Origin of the sequence: Micromonospora sp. DT48, from assembly GCF_049844495.1 — a bacterium.
GTDB lineage: Bacteria > Actinomycetota > Actinomycetes > Mycobacteriales > Micromonosporaceae > Micromonospora.
The window spans coordinates 1-18,425 of record NZ_JBNCLE010000024.1; the positions used below are offsets into that span (position 1 = coordinate 1).

Here is an 18,425-nt window from a genome sequence, read left to right on the forward strand (position 1 = left end):
GACAAGGCTAACAGGTCGAGCGCTCCCGCCGCGAACCACCCCGCCACCCCGGCTCCACAAGATCCGCGCAGTTTCCCGGAAACTGCTGCCTCAAGCTCGGCCTGAGGCAGCAGTTTCCCCGAAGTTGTCGCCTCCCCGCGCCTTCCCACGCCTCCCCACGCCTCGGCGCGCGGCGCGCGCCGAGGGGGCGGGGATTAGGCGGAGTGGGAGCCGGGGCCGGTTTCGTAGGGGCGACCGCGTAGGCCACCGGCCCGGCGGTAGGACACCGAGCCGCCGTTGGCGGCCTGCGGCAGGTCGGCCGGGCGGTCCAGGCCCATCGCGTTGCGCCGGACGGATTCTCGCTGGGCGGCCAGGCGGCGCTGCGCCTCCCGGCGGGCGGCGGCCCGGCGGGCCTGTTCCCGGCGTACCTCGGCCTGACGAGCCGCCAGCCAGGCGGCCTCGCGGGCCCGGGCCCGGCGTCGGCGGCGGTCGGCGACCGCACGGGCACGCAGGTGTACGACGTACACGATCAGCAGGGTGGCGGTGACCGCGAAACTGATCCAGAATCCTGGGCCGACGACCAGCACACCGACCAGCTCGACGGCGTTGAGCAGCACCAGCGCGGCGAGCACCCGGCGGCGGCGGTAGATGGCGGGGGTGTGGTGGTGCCGCCGGTCGGGCCGACGTCGGGGTCGACCCCCTCCTGCCGGTACGGCACGTAACCGGCTCGGCCGACCGGAGCGGCGCGGAACAGCGCGATCACCGGCCGCGCCCCGAGTGGTTCCGTCAGCGGGACGCGTGGATGATTGGCCGTCGTCAGCTGAGCGACGGGGCTGAGGAGGAACCGCGCGGCGCAGGGCGGGCGGTCCGGAGACCGGAGCGGCGAGGCCACCGGAGCTAGGGCTCTCACTGAGGGTGATCACCAGGGCACGGGAGGGGTTGATCGGTCGCCGACCGGGGACAGTGCGACGGCGTCGGCGGCGCTGGAGCACCCGCGCCGTCGACTGCGCCCGCTCCGCCACCAGCCGCTCGGCGGCGTCGTACCGGCGAACCAGCGCCGGAGCGAGGGCGAGCAGCCCGGCGGCGGCGAGGACGGCGAGGAGCACCGAGGTCGGCACCCTCACCCCTCCCGTCACCAGAGATTCGGAGCAGACGCCGACCGCCGCAGGATCTTCCACCGATCGGCGTCGGCGACGTGAATCATGCGGGGCGGGCAGCGCCTGCCGCAGCTTGCAGTTACCTGAGGTTACGGGTCACCATCGCCGGAACCGCCGCGCCGCGCCGATCCCGCACGTGGGACGACTCACGGGGTACGGGCGCGCAGCCGGTGCCAGCGGGCCAGCAGGCCGCCCTCGGCCGCGATCTCCTCGCTGGTCATCGCGTAGCCGATGTGGTCGCGCCAGGCACCGTCGATGTGCATGTAGCGCGCGTGGTACGCCTCCTCGCGGAAGCCCAGCTTCTCCACCACCCGGCGGGACGGCACGTTCTCGGGGCGGATGTTCACCTCGATCCGGTGCAGCCCGCCCGGGCCGAAGGCGTGGTCGACCACCAGGGCCAACGCGGTCGGGATGACACCCCGGCCGGCGACCCGCCGGTCCACCCAGTAGCCGACGTAGCCGGAGCAGAAGGCCCGCCGCACGATGTTGCCCACGTTGATGTGGCCGACCAGCCGTTCTTCCCCGTCCTCGTACAGGCAGACCGCGAACGGCATCCCCTCACCGGTACGCCCGGAGCGTCGCTGGTCGCGATAGACCCACCGGAAGGTGGCCGGGGAGTTCAGGTCGTCCCAGTCACCGGGTGCCGACGATTCCCAGGGGGCCAGCCACTCCCGGTTGGCTCGGCGCACCTGCGACCAGGCCGTCGCGTCCGACCGCCGGTACGGACGCAGCAGCACCGGGCCGTCGGAGAGCATCGCCGGCCAGCCAGGCGCTCGTCGGAACACCGAACCTCCACTCCCGAGCGTCGCCGGTTACCGGCGGCGGTCCAGCAGCAACACGTCGACGGTGGAGCCGGCGGCGGCAGCGGTCACCCGCTCGCCGAGGACGAGAAGACCGTTCGCCTCTGCCAGGCCGGAAAGCGTGAACGGACCGCCGTTGAGCGGTTGGACAGTGTAACCCCCGCCCCGCCGCTCGGCGACGTGCGCGGGCCGGAACTCGCGCAGTCCGGCCGGCGAGGAGACGGTTTCCAGCAGGTGCGCCCGTACGCTGGGACGGAACACCGGCTCCGCGCCGGCCAGCAGGTTGATCGCCGGCCGGGCCAGCACCTCGAAGCCGATCATCGCGGCCCCCGGGTCGCCGGGCAGGCAGACCACCGGCACCTCCTCGGCGCCGACGGTGCCGAAGCCGAGGGCGGTACCCGGATAGAGCGCCACGTCGGTGAAGGTGACCGGGCCGGCGCGGTTGCCCTCCCGACGCGACAGGATCCGGCGGACCATGTCGCCCGGCCCGGTGCCGGTGCCGCCGGTAGTGATGATCAGGTCGGCGCGCAGGGTCTGGTCCTCCAGCAGCCCGCGCAGCCCCTCAGGGTCGTCGTCACAGATACCCACCCGGTACGCCAACGCTCCCGCCTCCGCCGCCGCGGCCGTCAGGGCGTGCGAGTTGGCGTCCACGACCTGGCCCGGTTGGCTGCCCCGACCCACGTCGACCAGTTCGTCTCCGGTGGCCACGATCACCACCCGGGGGCTCGGGCGCACCACCACGTGCCCGATGCCGGTGGCGGCGAGCACCGCCACCAGCGCGGGCGAGACGTAGGTGCCGGAGCGGGCGAGCAGCGCACCGGCCGCCACCTCCTCCCCCGTCCGGCGGACCCCGTACCCCCGCTTCGGGACCCGGAAGATCTCCACTGCCGCCATGCCCTGATCGGTCCACTCGACCGGGACGACCACGTCCGCGCCGATCGGCAGTGGCGCGCCAGCCGCCACCGAGAAACACGAGCCCGGGGTGAGGCGGACCGGCCGCCAGCTCGCCGCACCGAGGTCACCGACGACGTTGAGTCGTACGGTGCGTCCGCCTGGCCGACTGGACTGGGCCGGGACGTACCCCGCGCCCCGGCCCCCACCCGCGATGTCCTCCCAGCGCGCCGCGTACCCGTCCACGGCCGCCTGGTCGAAGGCCGGGAACGAGTGCGGGGCGACCACGTCCTCGGCGAGGACGTTGCCGTACGCCTGGGTGAGGTCGAGGTCGAGCGGAGGCAGCGCGCGCAACCTGCGCAGCACGCTGCCCAGGTAGTCGGCGAGCGGCGTCAACCCGTTTTCGGCCGCCTCGGCGTCGGCCGTCGTGGTCATGTATTCGGACCGCCCGACGCGTCGGAGTTGACGAACTCGACCAGCCACTTGCGGAACTCGCTGCCCAGATCCTCACGGTCGGCGGCGATCTGGACCACGGTCTGGAGGTAGCCCAGCGGCATCCCGGTGTCGTAGCGGGTGCCTCGGTAGACGATCGCGTGCACCGGTGTGCCCTCGGTACGCAGGATCTCCATCGCGTCGGTCAACTGGATCTCGCCGCCGCTGCCGGGCTTCGTCCGGCGGATGGCGTCGAAGATCTTGCCGGGCAGGACGTACCGGCCGAGCACGGCGAGGTTGCTCGGCGCCTCCTCCGGTTGCGGCTTCTCCACCATGCCTGTCACCTTCACGACCTCGCCGATGTCGGCCAGCTCGGACTCGGCCGGCTCGACGGAGGCGATCCCGTACCGCTTCGTCTCCGCCGGGTCGACCTCGAAGAAGGCGAGCACCACCCCACCCGTACGCGCCTGGAGTTCCAGCATGGCCGGCAGCAGCGGCTCGCTGGGTTTGACGAACTCGTCGCCGAGCAGCACCGCGAAGGGCTCGTCGCCCACGTGGGACTCGGCGTACCCGACGGCGTGCCCGAGACCCAGTTGCTCCGGCTGGCGGCAGGTGTAGATGGACGCCAGTTCCTCGGTCCGCTTGACGGCGGCGAGCAGGTCGGGCTTCTCCGCGAGTCGTTCCTCCAGGTCGGGGCGACGGTCGAAGTGGTCCACCATCGATGTCTTGCCCCGGCCGGTGATCAGCAGCACGTCGTTGATGCCGGCCTGTGCGGCTTCCTCGACGATGTACTGCAACACCGGCCGATCGACGACCGGCAGCAGTTCCTTGGGGACGGCCTTGGTGGCAGGCAGGAACCTGGTGGCCAGGCCGGCTGCCGGGATGACGGCTTTGACGGCACGGGGACGGCCGGTGACTGCGGCCGCTGAGGGGTTCGCTGAGTGCTCCGACATGTCGCGAGACTATCGGCCATCGGCATGTCTCGGCGGGTGAGGACCAGAAGACGCGCCGCCCGTCGGACCGGTTCTGCCGGTGCCGGTGGTACCCGCCACGGCAGTCGGGTCGCCGCTGTGCTGGACGGCGTCGGAGCCGGCCGGCAGGTCGCCGGTGTCCGGCGTGTCGGGACCGGCCGGTACGTCGAGGCCGGCCCGAGGCAGCCCGTCGGCGGGGCTATGGGCCACCACCGACACCGGCACCTCCCGGGTCGGTGACGACTCCCGAGGCATCGCCAACCGCCAGGTGTCCCGGGTCGCGGCTTTCGCGGCGTAGAGCGCCTCGTCGGCCGCCGCCAACACCTGCGGTCCGGTGTCGGCGTGGTCGGGAAAGACGGCGATGCCGATGGAGACGGTCACCTGGATCGGCTCCCGGGCACCGGCGTGCCCCACCACCGTCACCGGGGTGTCCCGCACGGCCGAGCCGAGCCGCTCGGCGACGGTGGCCGCGCCTCGGGCGTCGGTTTCCGGCAGCAGCACCACGAACTCCTCCCCGCCGCGACGGAAGGCCAGATCCACCTCCCGGATCTCGCCGCGTATCCGCCGGGCGAACTCGGCCAGCACGGTGTCCCCGGCCGCGTGCCCGTACGTGTCGTTGACCGTCTTGAAGCGGTCCAGGTCGAGGGCGAGGACGCTGACCATCCGGCCGAACCGGCTGGCCCGTTCCACCTCCCGGCGCAGCGACTCGCGGAGGTACCGGTAGTTCCACAGCCCGGTCAGCGGGTCGGTCAGCGACAGCCGCTGCGCTTCCTCGTGCACCCGCACGTTGTGCACGGCGACCGCCGCGTGCCGGGCGAAGGTGCGCAGGGTGGCCAGGTCGTCGTCGTCGAACTCCTCCCCGCCGAGGCGGTCGTAGAGGGCCAGCACGCCGAGCACCACCTCCGCCGGGCGGCCGGCCGCCGGGGTCGCGCCCGGCGCGTCGGCTCCGGCGACGTCGGGGGCGGCGAAGGGCACCGCGATGTACGTCCGGCAGGGTGGCTCGTCCGAGGAGGAGCCCGTCGGTTCCGCCCGGCCCCGGCGCGGCTGGCCGGTCGCCGCGACCGCGCCGACCACCCCACAGCCCAGCGGCACCCGCAGTGGCGCGGTGCCGGGCCACCGGTCGTCAAGCCCTTCGCTGCACCGGGCGACGAGCTGCTCACCCTGCTCGGTGAGGAGCACGGCCCCCGCCCGCGCCCCGGTCGCGGCGAGCGCGCTGTGCAGGATCAGCCGCAGGATCCGGGGCAGGTCGTGGGTGCTGGCCAGCGTGTCGCCGAGCACCGCGAGGTGGCCGCGCAACTGGTCCCGGCTGCTGGTCAACGCCGCCAGGTAGCCGCCGGTCTCGCGGGTCATCCGGTTGAAGGCGACAGCCAACCGACCGATCTCGTCGCCGCTGCGTACCGGTACCCGGACGGTGAGGTCGCCGGTGGCGACGCGATCGGCCGCGACGGCCAGTTCCACCAGTGGCCGGGTGGTCACCCGGGCCAGTCGCCAGGCCACGGCCACGCCCAACAGGGCGGCCAGCAGCACCACGCCGACCAGCACCGCGTGCAGGCCGGGTGGCTGGTCGCTGGGTACGGAGAGCACCAGCGGCAGCGGCTGCCCGGCAGCGGGGCCGGCTCGGCGCACGTACCGCCCGTCGATGGTGCCGGTGACGCGCTCGTCGCGCAGTGACGCGGCGGCAGCCAGCACCGCGTCCCGACCGTTGCCGGATTCGGTGGTGTGGGCCACCTGGACGGGCATCGCCCCGTCGAGCAGGGTCACCGCGACCCCGGTCACCGCGGCGAGTCGCGCGACGAAGGCGGGGTCGACCGGCTGAGCGGCGGCGACGGTACCCAGCGCCGAGCCGGCCGCGTCGCGCAACTGCACCCGCACCACCAGGGCGCTGACCGACGCGCCGGGTGGCTCCGGCGTCGCGCAGTCCCGCCAGGGCGGCGGGGGTGGGTTCGGGGTGGTGTAACTGACCCGACCGGTCGCGTCGGTGACGAGCACCGCGGTGGCCAGGCCCCGGCTGACCACCTGCGCGGCGGTTCCGGCGTGGTCGGCGGTGACGGCGACCGCGTCGGCGGCGGCCCGCAGTTGCTGGCAGAGCGCGTCGACCGAGGTACGCACGGCGGTGGCGGCCACCGCCAACCGCTCGGTGGCGCGGCTGCGGTCGACCGCCGCTACGGTGGAGGCGACGAAGACGGCACCGAGCAGGACCGGGCCGAACGCCACCGCCAGGAAGGCTGCGGTCAACCGCCCGCGTAGCGTCAACGCTTCCCCTTCCCCCCGGAAGTTGCGCGACCGTCGCTTGCGATGCTGACACAGAGCGACGGCTAGACAAACGTTGCGTGAGGAGTGTTGCGTGCCGGAATTTGCGGAAGGAGCGGAAGTGACGCATGACGCGAAGCAGACCGCTCGGATCAGGCTGCTCGCGAACCGCCGCGCCCGCACCGAGGCCGAGCGCGCCACCGCCGCAGCGCGGGTCCAGGCCGAGCTGTCCTCCCTGGTCCGCCGGCTGCGGCCGGGGCGGCTGGCCGCGTACGTCCCGGTCGGCGGGGAACCGGGTGGCCCGGACCTGCCGGCGGTGCTCGCCGCCGCGCTGCCCCCCGGTGCGGACCTACTGCTGCCGGTGCTCCGCGATGATCTCGACCTGGACTGGGCCGCGTGGGACGGGCCGCAGGCGATGGTCGCCGCCGGACGCGGCATCCGCGAGCCGGTCGGGCCCCGGCTGGGGGTGACCGCAGTGGCCACCGCCGAGCTGGTGGTGGTGCCGGCGCTGGCGGTGGACCGCCGGGGCATCCGCCTGGGACGCGGCGGCGGTTCGTACGATCGGGCCCTGGCACGGGTGACGGCGACCGCGCTCACGGTGGTGCCGCTGCACGACGGCGAGCTGCTGGAGGAGTTGCCCGCCGAGCCGCACGACCGGCCGGTGCGTGCGGTGGTCACCCCGGAGCACGGGCTGACGGCCATCTCGGGTGTCGTGCCACACACTTCCGCTGGACGAACCGGGGGGCGATGACGCACCATTGGCACTCGAATACGTCGAGTGCCAATCGGCCGTGTCAGATCCGGAGGAGAACGTGCCCACGTACCAGTACGCCTGCACCGCGTGCGGTCATCAGCTCGAGGCGGTGCAGTCCTTCTCTGACGAGCCGCTGACCGACTGCCCGGCGTGCGAGGGACGACTGCGCAAGCTGTTCAACTCGGTCGGCATCGTCTTCAAGGGCTCGGGCTTCTACCGCACCGACTCCCGCTCCTCCGGCTCGGACACCGTGGCCAGCGGTTCGAACGGCAAGTCGGAATCCTCGACCTCAAGCTCGACCGGGTCGAACTCGTCGTCGACCAGCTCCACCTCGTCCGCCTCCGCCTCGTCCGGTTCCGGCAGCGGGTCGTCCGGGGGCTCGTCGGGAGGGTCCTCCGGCGGCACGAGCAAGGCGTCGGCCACGGCCAGCTCCTCCTGACCTGATCGTCGCAGCGAGGTCGCTCTCCGACCGGCTCAGGATCGCTCGGCGGGTGCTCACTCCCAATGTGGCGGGCGCTCGCCGAGCAACCAGTCGTCGTTGCCGCCGGCCCGCTCACCCCAGCCGTGGTCGGTGTCGTCGGCGGTCTGCTCCGGCAGCACCACGAAGTCGTCGGTCAGCTCGACCGTGCGATCGTCATCCCTCGGGCCATGCGGTTCGCTCACGAGCGGCAAGACTAACGCAGCCGTCAGCCCTCGGAGTCCGAGCGACGTCCCGGGGCCGCACCTGACCATGACCGGTTCGGGCGCGGCCTGACAGCGTGGCGACGGGGTGGTTGGTAGCGTCGGACGGCGTGACGACCCCCCGACCCGGCCTGGACCCAGACGATCCGTGGCGGCGGCCCGAGTCCGCCAGCGGGTCGCCCGCCGACCCGTCGGTGCAGGGCACCCCGGCCGACGTCAGTCAGCCCACGTCCCCGGGTCGGTCCGCACCCGACGGCGGGTATACCGGCCCGCCACCCACCACCGCACCGCCACCGGGCTGGCGGCCCCCGGTGCACCTGCGACCGGCACCACCGCGCCAGTTACCGGCCCAGGACATGATCGACCTGGACGCGCAGGAACAACGGGCGCAGCGGGTCACCTGGACCGTCGGTGCGATCGCCGGTGCCGTCCTGGTGGTGCTGACCTGTCTGCTCTGCACCCGGCTGCTGTTCTGAACGGTCGACCCGGCGGTCGGTCTATTCGAAGGTGTTGCCCCACACCATCTCGGCACCGGAGTGCCCGGTGAGCCAGACGTAGACGAGGGCAGCCACGCCCAACCCCACCGCCGCGACGGAGAGCACCACGGGCACCCAGCCGGGCAGCTTCGGCACCCGGGAGTGACCGCTGTTGGCGACCAGCAACAGGATGACCACCAGGCCGAGCGCCAGCGTGATGCGGGACAGCATCTCGCCGTGCGCCGCATGATCGGTGATCTTGTCGAGAATCTCGCCGGAGAAGCCCCGCTCGATCTGCCGGGCCTCCAGCGCCTCACCGGACCTCGCCGCGACCCACGCGGTGATCGGGGTGACCACCGCCAGCGCCGCCACCGCCCAGTCCAGCCGGGCCCGGAACCGGGGCAGCACGATGTACGCGACAGCGAGCAGCACCAGCAGCGGCACGAGGACGACGACCGCGTGGACGACCAGCACGTGTAGGGGCAGGCCCAGCGCCTTCTCGAACATCGGCACCTCCGAAGGTGATCGTGAATGTCAGCGTACGGGCCAAAGTTTGATCGCCCAACGCCCTGCTGCTCCACACGCAGACCGCAGCGGGCCGGTTCACTGAGCCGGCGTGGCACCCTTGACGGGTGGATACCGTCGACGTCGGCCTGTTCGGTCCCGGTTCGGTCACCTGGAAGCTGCACCAGGAACCGATCCTGTTCGTCGCCGGGCTGCGGTCGCTCTACCTGCAGGCGTTGCACCCCCGGGCCATGGCCGGTGTGGCGCAGAACAGCAACTACCGTCAGGACGCCTGGGGGCGCCTGATCCGCACCGCCGAGTACGTGGGGACCACCGTCTACGGCACCACCGCCGAGGCGGAGCGGGCCGGAGAGCGGCTACGCCGATTGCACGCCCGGATGACCGCTGTCGATCCGGAGACCGGCACCCGATTCCGGATCGACGAGCCGGCCCTGCTTCGCTGGGTCCACGTCACCGAGGTGGAGTCGTTCCTCGACACGGCGCGGCGGGCCGGTGTACCGCTGGACGCCGACGAGATCGATCGCTACTACACCGAACAGCGGCGGACCGCCGCCCTCGTCGGGCTGGACCCGGAGACCGTTCCCGGCACCGCCGCCGAGGTCGCCGACTACTACCGGCGGATCCGACCCGAGTTGCGGATGACCCGGGAGGCCGCCGAGACCGCCCTGTTCCTGACCGCCCCGCCCCTGCCGTGGAAGCTCAGCCTGCCGGCGCGGATCGGGCTGAACCTCGGCCCGCCCCGGTGGGCGTACCTGGGCATCGCCGGCACCGCGCTCGCCCTGCTGCCGTCCTGGGCGCGGCGGCTCTACGGCGGGCTGGGTCTGCCCACCACCGCGCTGTCGGCCGACGTGACGGTACGTGCGTTGCGGCTCGCCCTCACCGCCCTGCCGCGCGATTGGCGGGAAGGCCCCATGCAGCGCGCTGCCAAGGAACGCGCGGCCCGGCTGACCTCGACCGCCGCCACCACCGGCTGACGGTTGGTCAGTCCCGCTCCGCGGACGGCTCGGCGAATCGTTCCACCGCGGCCCACGGATCCTTGCCCGGCAGCGCGGAACCGGCCGGGCAGTCGCGCCGATAGTCGCACCAGGAGCAGAGCGCGCCGGGGTTGGTCGGAAAGGCGTCGTCCGGATCGGCACCGTCGGCGACCGAGCGTTCGGCGGCCATGATGTCGCGGGCGGTCTCCTCGGCGCGGGTCACCTGCCGCGCCAGCGACTCGGCGGTGTGCTCGTGCGCCGCCACGGTGCCGCTCGGCAGGTGGTGCAACTCGACCCGGCGGCACGGCCGCCGGAACACCCGCTCGGCCGCGTACGCGTACAGCGCCAGCGCCTGCGACCCGCGCGCGTCGTCGCTGTCGAGCCCGCTGCGGCCGGTCTTGTAGTCGACGATGACCAGCTCGGGCCCTTGCTGACCGGGCCGGGAGTCGATCCGGTCGGCGCGGCCGTTGAAGGCCAACACCCCGGTCTTCACCGCGACCACCCGTTCCACCCCGATCGGCTCGTCGGCCGGATCCAACCCGCCCACGTACGCCTCCAGCCAGCCGAGGGCCCGCCGGTAGGCCGCGCGCTCCTGCTCGTCGTCGCGGTAGCCCTCCCGCACCCAGGTGCCCTTGAGCAGGGCGGCCAGCGCCTCCGGGCGACGCCGGTCGGCGGGCAGCGCGAACCAGTTCTTCAACGCGGTGTGCACGCTGGCGCCGAGCGAGTTGTGCGCCCAGGGCGGGCCCTTCGGCGGTGCCGGACGGTCGACGTAGGAGTAGCGGTAGCGCCGGGGACAGTCGGCGTACGCACCGAGACGACTCGGGGTGCAGACGAACAGGCGCTCCGGCATTCCATCGAAGCCGAGCTGCTCGGGCTGCGCGTCACGGGGCCGGGGCGGGCGGCCACCGGCGGCGGGTCGTCCGGCTGGGGAGGTTCGTCGCACGACCTGATCCTGCCATCCACCCCCGACAGACCGGACGAGCCGGTCAGCCGACGCCGTTGTACTGCGCCACGAACGCCGCGATCGCATCCGCGATGAGCTGTACGGCGATCGCCGCCAGCAGCAGACCGGCGATCCGGGTGAGCACCTCGATCCCACCCGGACGCAGGACCTTCACGATGCCTCCGGAGAACCGCAGCACGATCCAGACGGTGAGCATCACCGCGACGATCGCGGCGGCGATGGCGGAGAAGTCGGTCGGCCTGTCGGCCCGCTGGACGAAGAGCATCGTCGCCACGATCGCGCCGGGCCCGGCCAGCAACGGGGTACCCAGCGGCACCAGGGCGATGTTGGCGGTGGCCTGTTTGGTCGGGTCGTCGGTCTTGCCGGTGAGCAGTTCCAGCGCCACCAGGATCAGCAGCAGCCCACCGGCCGCCTGCAACGCCGGCAGGTCGACGTGCAGGTAGGCGAGCAGCGTCTGACCCGCCACCGCGAAGATCACGATGACCCCGAGCGCCAGCGCGACGGCCTGCCAGGCGGCTCGGTGCCGCTCCCGCGCCGACAACGGGCCGGTCAACGCCAGGAAGATCGGCATCATGCCGGGCGGGTCGACGATCACCAGCAGGGTCACGAAGACCTCGCCGAACAGCTTGAGATCCACCCGGTCACCGTAGCCGCGGCCGTCGGCGTCGAGCGCCAGGTCAGCCCGAAGCGACCTCGGTCACCCCGGAGGAGGCGGCGACGATCCGCTCGTACGCCTCCACGCCGGTGGTGAAGGCACCCAGCCGTACCGTCTTGTGACTGCCGTGGAAGTCCGACGAGCCGGTCACCAGCAGGCCCAGCTCGGCGGCGAGGCCACGCACGTGGGCGCGTTCGGCGGGCGAATGATCCTCGTGATCGGCCTCCAGGCCGACCAGGCCCGCTGCGGCCAGCTCGGCGATCAGCTCGTCCGGCACGGTCCGACCGCGACGGCTGGCCCGGGGGTGAGCGAACACCGCCACACCTCCGGCCGCCCGGATCAGCCGTACGGCGCGGAACACGTCGATGTCGTCCTTGGGTAGCCGGTACCGCTTCCCCAGCCAGTCCGGCCCGAACGCCTCGGTGGTGGTGGCGACCAGACCGGCCCGGATGAGCGCCTGGGCGATGTGCGGTCGGCCCACCGTCGCGTCGCCGGCCAGCGCCAGGATCTGGGTCCAGTCCACATCGATGCCGTCGGCACGCAGCAGGTCCACGATCCGTTCTCCCCGGGCCAGCCGCGAGGCCCGCAACCGGGTCAGCTCGGCGACCAGTTCCGGATGCTCCGGATCGAAGAGGTACGCCAGCATGTGCAGCGACACCGGGGGCTGCTCGCCGTCCCAACGGCAGGAGAGTTCCGCGCCACGGACCAGCCGCAGCCCGGACGGCAGCGCACGCAGCGCGGGCTCCCAGCCGTCGGTGGTGTCGTGGTCGGTGATCGCGACGACGTCCAGCCCCGCTGCGGCGGCGGCGCGGACCAGCTCGGCCGGGTCGAGAGTGCCGTCGCTGGCCGTGGAGTGCGTGTGCAGGTCGATGCGGGTACACATCGTCCGCTGCCACCCGGTGCCCCGGTCAGCCACCGCTCACCACCACCGGCGACGCGCCGTCCGGGAGGCCGGGCAGAGCGGTCGGTGCGGCACGACGGCCCTCGGTCACCTGGTCGACGGCGACCCGCACCAGCCGACCGTCGGCGTCGGCGTAGTGGGCCGTGTCGGGCGTACTCCAGACCACGGTGCCGGTCATCGCCGGCCCGGCCGGTCGCACCCCGGAGGCGTCGAGCTTCGCCAGGTCCACCAGCAGCGCCGACTCCTCACCCGCCGACGGCCCGTTGACCAGCAACCAGCGCCCGTCCGGTGACACCGCGCCGGGGCCGTCGCCGGGCAGCTGCGGCCCGCACTCCGGCGTGGCGGGTGCGAGATCCCGGGCCGGGTCGAGCAGCGTCAGGCAAGTGCCGGTGCCGGTGCCTGGGGTGACCGTAGCGACCAACCGGCCGTCGGGCAGCGCACCGAAGATGTGGGTGCTGGCCCGGTCACCGCCCGGATCCAGGGTCCCGGGTCGCGGTGGCCACAGCACGTGCCCGGGACGGTCGGGCGCGAGCCTGACCAGCACGGCATCGCCGACGAACCGCACCGGCACCGCCTCGGCCGGTGCCTCGGCCCGCACGACGGTGTCCAGTTCGCCGTTGACGATCTTCGCTGCGGCCAGCACCGTGCCCTGTTTCCAGGCGACCTGTCGCCCCTGCGGGTCCAGCACGATCTCGTCGGCACCGGCCAGGAGCGCCTGCGCGGCGCCGTCCCCGGCGACCGCCCACAGTGAGCGTCCGGCCAGGGTCGGCACGCCGACGGCCAGCCAACCACGGCCGTCGGTGAGTCGATGCGCCCGTTCCACCTCGCCGGTGCCGAGCAGCGGCACCCGGCGGCCCTGTGCGGTGGCGATCGACCCGTCGATCAGCAGGTCCACCTCGGCGATCGGAGTCGTGGTGGCCGGCTCGGGCGGCGGGATGGGCCGCTCGACGAGCAGTGGTTGGTCCGGGTCGCTGATCACCACCGTGCCGCCCGTCGGCGGTCGATCGTCGCGCAGTTGCAGGCCGACCGCGCTGACCGCCATGACCGTCGCCACGGCGAGACCCATGCCGGTCAACGTACGGCGACGTTGGATGCGGTTGGCACGTCGGATCGCCACCCCCGCCGGGTCAGCGGTCACCGGACGCGGCACGTCCGCCCGCTGGGACAGCATCTCCCTGAGGGCGTCCTCCAACTCCTTGGATGACACGTCCATTGAACGATCCGGGGACCAGCTCTGGTTGTCATGAGCTGGGGGTTTCCGGTTCACCGCCGCTCTCCGACCAGCGCGCTGTCCGGCTGCGCCACCGATCCCGTCGCGTCGTCCCGCCCGCCGCTCTGGGCCGGGGTCGGCTCGCCGAGCCCGGAGGGCATGGCCGGGGTCGGCTCGCCGAGCCCAGAGGGCATGTCGCGGGCGGCCGTCACCTGGCCGGAGCCGGTCTCCCGGGGCGGGACGACCCCGCCGCTGGGCGTCCGGTCCGCCCGTTGCCGAGTCACCTTCCCGCGCCGAGCGCCTCCCTCCGGCTGCGGACGCCCGCCACTGGACCGCTCCGGCCTTCCGGCAGGCGGCTGCTCGGGTGACTGCGCGCCGTCGGCGCGCAGGCCGAGGGCACCCTCCGAGCCGATGCGTCGACGCAGCGTGGCCAGCGCCCGGGAGGTCTGACTCTTCACGGTGCCGGGTGAGATCTCCAGCAGGGCGGCGGTCTGCGCCTCCGACATGTCCTCGTAGAAACGCAGCACCAGCACCGCACGCTGCCGGGCGGGCAGCGCCCGCAGGTGCCGCCAGAGCACGTCCCGGTCCAGCTGCTGTTCGATCTCGTCGACGGCGGCGTGTTCGGGCAGCACCTCGGTCGGACGTTCGCCGTGCCAGCGACGCCGCCACCAACTGGTCGAGGTGTTGACCATGACACGTCGGGCGTACGGCTCGATCGCCTCGATCCCGCCCAACCGCTTCCACGCCAGGTACGTCTTGGTCAGCGCGGTCTGGACAAGATCCTCCGCGGTGCCCCAGTCTCCGGTGAGCAGGTAAGCGGTGCGCAGCAGGGCGCCAGAGCGGGCCGCGACGAAGTCGCGGAACTCCTCCTCCAGCGGATCACTGCTGGCCACACACCACCTCCGTGCCTGTTCCCGCCGCAGCCTGCCACAGCGTGACCAGCGGGTCGAGGACGAAAGGTGCGCAATACCTCCGATGTTCGGTCAAAAACCGTCAGGCCCCGTCGTCGGCCTTGGCCTCGTCCTGTTCCTTGCCCAACCGGGCCTCGACCGCCTGCGGCTCGTACATCTCCTCGACGACGCGTAGATAGAGCTCGTTGGGGTTGGGCAGGTTCTTGACCTCGCGGAGCGCCTGCTCCTGGCCAGCGGACTCCAGCACGAAGGTGCCGTAGTTGAGCGCCCGCCCCGCCGGGGTCTGCTCGTACTTCATGTCGGTCACCCGGACCAGCGGCATCATGGCCACCCGGCGGGTGATGATGCCGTTGACCACCATGACCCGTTTGTTGGTCAGGATGAACCGGTCGTACCACCAGTCGGCGACCCGCCACGCCACCCAGCCCATCACCGCGAACCAGAGCAGCACCGCGATGGTGGTGAGTGCACCGACGTCCTGCCCGGCGAGGAAGCCGGAGAGGTAGCCGAGCACGAAGGTGGCGGCGACGCCGACGATGATCGGCGTGGCGAGGTGGATCCAGTGCCGCTTCCACTCGCCCCGATACCGCTCGGTCGGGAAGAGATATCTGGCGACCAGCGAGCTGGGTTCGTCCTCCAGCGGCAGCACCCGGCGAGGGGTGGCACCACTGGCGTCGGCACGCAGACCGGCCAGCTCCTCCTCGGAGATCTCCGGCGGCTGATAACCGGCCTCCGGATCGCGCACCCACGCCCGGCCCTCGCCGGCATACCCCGGGCCGTCGCCGTAGCCGGCGTCGTCGGAGAAGGCCGGACCGTCGGAGAGGCGGGCACCGGAGCCGTAGCCCGGTCCGTCGTCGGGGTCGATCCGGGGAATCGGCTCCGTGTCGTGTTCCCGGCGGGCCCAGTCAGGGTCGTCGGGATCGAAGGGTGGGCCGGAGGGGCTTCCCATCGGCGGCTAAGCGACCAGTGAGGTGAAGAAGTCGCCGAAGCCCTGGGCGATGTCCATGATGCCGCCACCCAGCGACTTGAACACATCCGCCGCGGAATTGGGCCGATAGGCGACGAAAAAGATCAAGAATGCGATTCCGGCCCAGGTGAGGACCTTCTTGACCATGGCGGGCCATCCTCTCGCGCGGCGCCGGGTCCCATAACCGCAGCGGCACCCAGAGTATCAGCGTGGTGTCTTACCGTGAATATCTGCGTCCGTTCTCCGACATTCCGGGAGACTTGTCAAGCCTTCCCGTGCAGGTACGGAGATGGGGCGCCGTACACGAGTTCGGGTGGCGTCCACTCGACCAGGTCGTGCAGTAGCACGTCCTCCGCGAGCAGATGCCCCGCACTCGCCGGCCAGGCTATCGCATAGAGCCACATTCCCAGAGCCTCGCCGGCGTACGCGCTTCGATCCGACAGTGAGTTCACCAACCACAGTGGAGTAGGGTGACCGGCCACTCTGATCCCGGCTCGTCCGACATGGCCGGGATGTCCCGGACCCGGATCGGCCAACGCCTCGGCCAGCTCCGGTCCAGCGTCCGGGCCGGACACTCCGGCGTATCGCGCGCCCAGGCCGACTCCGGGTTCCTCGGCCACGAAGATGAGATCCGCCGGTCCACCACCCAGCGGCGCGGGCCCGGCGCAGGCGACCGCCGTGGCCCGCACGCCGAGTCGATCGTCGCCCGCCCACGCCACGCCGGTCGCGGTCCAACCCGGAGGCAGCGGCCACGGGCACCACAGCGGAACCGTCGGCTGCGCCGGACGGGCGGCGGTCTGGATGAGATCGACCACGCTGGCCACGATCTCCGCCCCGATGCGCTCCGGCACGTGCAGCGGAGCGACCGGCCCGCAGTCGGGGCAGCGAGATTCGGCGTGCATCAGGTCCGGGGATCGGACCGACCCACCACATCTCGGACAACTCACCGCAACCGTCACCACTCCACCGTCACCCCGTGGCCGCCCCGCGTCAAGCCGAGCCGCCCCATTCACCCGCCCGGCCCCACCACCGGCAGGGTGGGTCAGGTGGGAGGCGGTCCGGCGTGAGCCCGGATCCAGGCGTGCATGGCGATTCCGCTCGCCACCCCCGCGTTGATCGAGCGGGTCGAGCCGTACTGGGCGATGGAGAAGATCTGGTCGCACGCGGCGTGGGCGGCCTCGGACAGCCCTGGCCCCTCCTGCCCGAACAGCAGGACGCACCGTCGTGGCAACGTCGCGGTCTCCAGGGGCCGACAGCCGGGCAGGTTGTCGATGCCGACCAGCGGCAGGTTGTCCTCCGCCGCCCAGGCGACCAACTGGTCGATCGTCTCGTGGTGGCGTACGTGCTGGTAGCGGTCGGTGACCATGGCACCGCGCCGGTTCCAGCGCCGCCGACCCACGATGTGCACCTCGGCCGCGAGGAACGCGTTGGCGTTGCGGACCACCGTGCCGATGTTGAGGTCGTGCTGCCAGTTCTCAATCGCCACGTGGAAGTCGTGCCGCCGCCGGTCCAGGTCGGCGACGATCGCCTCGCGCCGCCAGTAGCGGTAGCGGTCGACCACGTTGCGCCGGTCCCCGGTGGCGAGCAGCTCCGGGTCGTAGCGGGGATCCGTCGGCGGTTCCCCGGGCCACGGCCCCACGCCGACTTCGAGCTGCTCACCGGTCACGGTCACGCAGGTTACGCCCCGCCGCCCGTACCGCCTCCGTGGCCCGCCACCGGTCCGGCCACGCCCGCTCGACCCCACGGGCGGCGTCCCGGCCGGGCCGACGAGCGGTCAGCGCAGCGCGAGCGCGCCGCCGAGCCGGTCGAGCAGGCGGCGGTCGGCGGGAGCCAGCGCACCGCCGGGCATGGTCGAGGAGGCGGTACGACAGACCCGGGCGGCCACCGACTGCACCCACTGCCGATAGGCCGCCGAGTCGGCGGGATCGGCGTGGCGATCGAGCACCCGGACGACGGCCCGGCAGGCGGCGAGCACGTCCACCAGGTCGGTGAGTTGGATCACGGTCGGGGCCGCGCCGTCGTGCCGGGCGTAGATCGCGGCCACCACTGCCCGGACCAGATCGCTGTCGAAGGCCCGCCCGGCCGCCACCGCGTCCAACCCGGCCAGGCCGGCCGCCACGCTCCGGTGCGGGCGTCCGGGGTCGGGCTGGGCAGCCGCCACGATCACCCGCCCGGGCAGGCTCGTGAGCAGGTCCCACTCCGTGGCGGAATAGGCGGTGGCGGTGGTGATTCGCTCGCTCATGGCGGGACCTCCGGCGCCAGCATATGCGCCCGGAACCGGGACCGAACCCCTCCGGTGGGAACCCGCCCCGGCGCGCCTCGCGCGACCGTACGGGCGGCGTTCGATCAGGCGAACCGGGCGCCGCCGGTACGGGTCAGCGGGGCTCGGGGAAGCTGGGCCGCTCGGGGTCGACGCCGTCCGGGACGGCTGCCGCCGCGTACTCCCGTTTGGGGACCATCACCTTGCGCCGGAAGACACACACCAGGGTGCCGTCCTGGTTGTAGCCGCGCGTCTCCACGGCGACCACGCCCCGATCCGGCTTGGAGGCGGACTCCCGCTTGTCCAGCACGGTCGTCTCGCCGTAGATCGTGTCGCCGTGGAAGGTGGGTGCGACGTGCCGCAGAGACTCGATCTCCAGGTTCGCGATGGCCTTGCCGCTGACGTCCGGCACCGACATCCCGAGCAGGAGCGAGTAGATGTAGTTGCCGACCACGACGTTGCGCTTGAACTGGCTCGCCGTCTCGGCGTAGTGCGCATCCATGTGCAGCGGATGGTGATTCATGGTCAGCAGGCAGAAGAGGTGGTCGTCGTACTCGGTGACCGTCTTGCCCGGCCAGTGCCGGTAGACCGCGCCGACCTCGAACTCCTCGTAGTAGCGGCCGAACTGCATCCTGGTCCCCTTCGACGGGAGGCGACGGAGTTCGGC

22 protein-coding genes and 1 pseudogene are annotated in these 18,425 nt (G+C 72.6%); 4 read left to right on the forward strand and 19 right to left on the reverse strand.

The window, feature by feature from the left end:
• Positions 1–194: 194 nt before the first annotated feature.
• The 5 genes from ACLQ2S_RS23715 to ACLQ2S_RS23735 all read right to left on the reverse strand — a co-directional run bounded on the left by ACLQ2S_RS23715 (position 195) and on the right by ACLQ2S_RS23735 (position 6,483).
• On the reverse strand, positions 195–1,103 hold the full coding sequence (locus tag ACLQ2S_RS23715; RefSeq protein ID WP_309222743.1) for a hypothetical protein: 909 nt from the start codon (positions 1,101–1,103) through the stop codon (positions 195–197).
• Between the two features lie 179 nt (positions 1,104–1,282).
• Positions 1,283–1,891 (reverse strand): GNAT family N-acetyltransferase, encoded by a 609-nt coding sequence (locus ACLQ2S_RS23720; RefSeq protein WP_155215418.1) that lies wholly within the window; start codon positions 1,889–1,891, stop codon positions 1,283–1,285.
• 57 nt (positions 1,892–1,948) lie between these two features.
• Positions 1,949–3,262, reverse strand: a complete 1,314-nt coding sequence (gene glp / locus ACLQ2S_RS23725) for a molybdopterin molybdotransferase MoeA (protein WP_155215255.1) — start codon at positions 3,260–3,262, stop codon at positions 1,949–1,951.
• Positions 3,259–4,212 (reverse strand): UTP--glucose-1-phosphate uridylyltransferase, encoded by a 954-nt coding sequence (locus tag ACLQ2S_RS23730; RefSeq protein WP_155215256.1) that lies wholly within the window; start codon positions 4,210–4,212, stop codon positions 3,259–3,261. The genes glp and ACLQ2S_RS23730 overlap by 4 nt, the downstream gene beginning before the upstream one ends.
• A 9-nt stretch (positions 4,213–4,221) precedes the next feature.
• Positions 4,222–6,483, reverse strand: a complete 2,262-nt coding sequence (locus tag ACLQ2S_RS23735) for a diguanylate cyclase (RefSeq protein ID WP_155215257.1) — start codon at positions 6,481–6,483, stop codon at positions 4,222–4,224.
• 118 nt (positions 6,484–6,601) lie between these two features.
• Here ACLQ2S_RS23735 and ACLQ2S_RS23740 point away from each other — a divergent pair, with 118 nt between their 5' ends.
• Positions 6,602–7,231: a 5-formyltetrahydrofolate cyclo-ligase gene (locus tag ACLQ2S_RS23740; protein WP_375335291.1), complete on the forward strand. Its 630-nt coding sequence runs from the start codon at positions 6,602–6,604 to the stop codon at positions 7,229–7,231.
• Between the two features lie 61 nt (positions 7,232–7,292).
• Positions 7,293–7,433 (forward strand): annotated as a pseudogene (locus ACLQ2S_RS23745) (FmdB family zinc ribbon protein); the annotation flags it as partial.
• Positions 7,434–7,447: 14 nt separating this feature from the next.
• Here ACLQ2S_RS23745 and ACLQ2S_RS23750 read toward each other — a convergent pair.
• Positions 7,448–7,657 (reverse strand): hypothetical protein, encoded by a 210-nt coding sequence (locus ACLQ2S_RS23750; protein ID WP_309222773.1) that lies wholly within the window; start codon positions 7,655–7,657, stop codon positions 7,448–7,450.
• Between the two features lie 72 nt (positions 7,658–7,729).
• Positions 7,730–7,897 carry a hypothetical protein gene (locus tag ACLQ2S_RS23755; protein ID WP_196222474.1) on the reverse strand — a complete coding sequence of 56 codons (168 nt, stop codon included), beginning with the start codon at positions 7,895–7,897 and terminating at the stop codon, positions 7,730–7,732.
• A gap of 128 nt (positions 7,898–8,025) precedes the next feature.
• Between ACLQ2S_RS23755 and ACLQ2S_RS23760 the strand changes: the two genes are divergently transcribed.
• A complete protein-coding gene (locus ACLQ2S_RS23760) occupies positions 8,026–8,391 on the forward strand; it encodes a hypothetical protein (RefSeq protein WP_309222745.1) in 366 nt (121 codons plus the stop codon).
• A gap of 21 nt (positions 8,392–8,412) precedes the next feature.
• Here ACLQ2S_RS23760 and ACLQ2S_RS23765 read toward each other — a convergent pair whose 3' ends face one another.
• Complete coding sequence (locus ACLQ2S_RS23765; RefSeq protein ID WP_425702992.1) at positions 8,413–8,898, reverse strand: DUF2231 domain-containing protein; 486 nt, start codon at positions 8,896–8,898, stop codon at positions 8,413–8,415.
• Between the two features lie 125 nt (positions 8,899–9,023).
• Here ACLQ2S_RS23765 and ACLQ2S_RS23770 point away from each other — a divergent pair, with 125 nt between their 5' ends.
• Positions 9,024–9,890, forward strand: a complete 867-nt coding sequence (locus ACLQ2S_RS23770) for an oxygenase MpaB family protein (RefSeq protein WP_309222746.1) — start codon at positions 9,024–9,026, stop codon at positions 9,888–9,890.
• Positions 9,891–9,897: 7 nt separating this feature from the next.
• On the opposite strand, the gene ACLQ2S_RS23775 is transcribed toward ACLQ2S_RS23770, so the two are convergent.
• From ACLQ2S_RS23775 to ACLQ2S_RS23825, 11 genes are all read right to left on the reverse strand, one after another.
• Entirely contained in the window at positions 9,898–10,740 is an 843-nt protein-coding gene (locus ACLQ2S_RS23775; protein WP_425702994.1) for a RecB family exonuclease, read from the reverse strand.
• Positions 10,741–10,876: 136 nt separating this feature from the next.
• Entirely contained in the window at positions 10,877–11,491 is a 615-nt protein-coding gene (locus tag ACLQ2S_RS23780; protein ID WP_425702951.1) for a MarC family protein, read from the reverse strand.
• Positions 11,492–11,531: 40 nt separating this feature from the next.
• The gene (locus tag ACLQ2S_RS23785) at positions 11,532–12,392 is read right to left on the reverse strand and encodes a PHP domain-containing protein (RefSeq protein ID WP_425702996.1); all 861 of its coding nucleotides are present in this window, start codon (positions 12,390–12,392) and stop codon (positions 11,532–11,534) included.
• A 25-nt stretch (positions 12,393–12,417) separates the two neighbouring features.
• The gene (locus ACLQ2S_RS23790) at positions 12,418–13,623 is read right to left on the reverse strand and encodes a hypothetical protein (RefSeq protein WP_425702953.1); all 1,206 of its coding nucleotides are present in this window, start codon (positions 13,621–13,623) and stop codon (positions 12,418–12,420) included.
• Positions 13,624–13,673: 50 nt separating this feature from the next.
• Positions 13,674–14,513 carry a SigE family RNA polymerase sigma factor gene (locus ACLQ2S_RS23795; protein ID WP_425702955.1) on the reverse strand — a complete coding sequence of 280 codons (840 nt, stop codon included), beginning with the start codon at positions 14,511–14,513 and terminating at the stop codon, positions 13,674–13,676.
• A gap of 100 nt (positions 14,514–14,613) precedes the next feature.
• Positions 14,614–15,480 (reverse strand): PH domain-containing protein, encoded by an 867-nt coding sequence (locus ACLQ2S_RS23800; protein ID WP_155215263.1) that lies wholly within the window; start codon positions 15,478–15,480, stop codon positions 14,614–14,616.
• A gap of 6 nt (positions 15,481–15,486) precedes the next feature.
• Positions 15,487–15,645: a hypothetical protein gene (locus tag ACLQ2S_RS23805; protein WP_007455302.1), complete on the reverse strand. Its 159-nt coding sequence runs from the start codon at positions 15,643–15,645 to the stop codon at positions 15,487–15,489.
• Positions 15,646–15,761: 116 nt separating this feature from the next.
• A complete protein-coding gene (locus ACLQ2S_RS23810; RefSeq protein WP_375335292.1) occupies positions 15,762–16,511 on the reverse strand; it encodes a DUF6758 family protein in 750 nt (249 codons plus the stop codon).
• 29 nt (positions 16,512–16,540) lie between these two features.
• A complete protein-coding gene (locus ACLQ2S_RS23815) occupies positions 16,541–17,164 on the reverse strand; it encodes a TrmH family RNA methyltransferase (protein WP_425702957.1) in 624 nt (207 codons plus the stop codon).
• Positions 17,165–17,272: 108 nt separating this feature from the next.
• A complete protein-coding gene (locus ACLQ2S_RS23820; RefSeq protein ID WP_155215265.1) occupies positions 17,273–17,740 on the reverse strand; it encodes a hypothetical protein in 468 nt (155 codons plus the stop codon).
• 133 nt (positions 17,741–17,873) lie between these two features.
• Complete coding sequence (locus ACLQ2S_RS23825) at positions 17,874–18,389, reverse strand: MaoC family dehydratase (protein ID WP_093408321.1); 516 nt, start codon at positions 18,387–18,389, stop codon at positions 17,874–17,876.
• Positions 18,390–18,425: the final 36 nt, after the last annotated feature.